Raw genomic sequence first — 301 nt, forward strand, 5'->3', positions numbered from 1 at the left:
CCCAGAAAGTGCAAAGTTTAAGGTTGGTTTTATGCCGTTGCAAAATCCAAAAGGAAAAAGACGCTGGAAAGCTCAAGCAGAAGACAGTGACACTTTTAACGGCGATGGTTGGTTTAATCAAGTTGTATATGATGGTTCTGCTTTTGCAACAGATACAAAAACCGAAGCAATTGGCTTAGGTAAATAAAGAATTTTGGAGCGCTTATAGGCGCTCTTTTTTATTGTCCAAAAACAGGGAGGAATCAAGATGGAACCTATTTCAATCAATCTCAGAATCAATGGTAAACACAAAAAGTTTGTC

1 protein-coding gene is annotated in these 301 nt (G+C 37.9%); it reads left to right on the forward strand.

The genetic code is table 11. The features are described from left to right. Positions 1-187: hypothetical protein (locus RH81_RS16195; RefSeq protein ID WP_033962516.1), on the forward strand; the 187-nt coding region annotated here is incomplete at its 5' end. Between the last annotated feature and the right edge of the window lie 114 nt (positions 188-301).

The sequence above is a fragment of the Psychroserpens jangbogonensis genome (assembly GCF_000797465.1).
Lineage (GTDB): Bacteria > Bacteroidota > Bacteroidia > Flavobacteriales > Flavobacteriaceae > Psychroserpens > Psychroserpens jangbogonensis.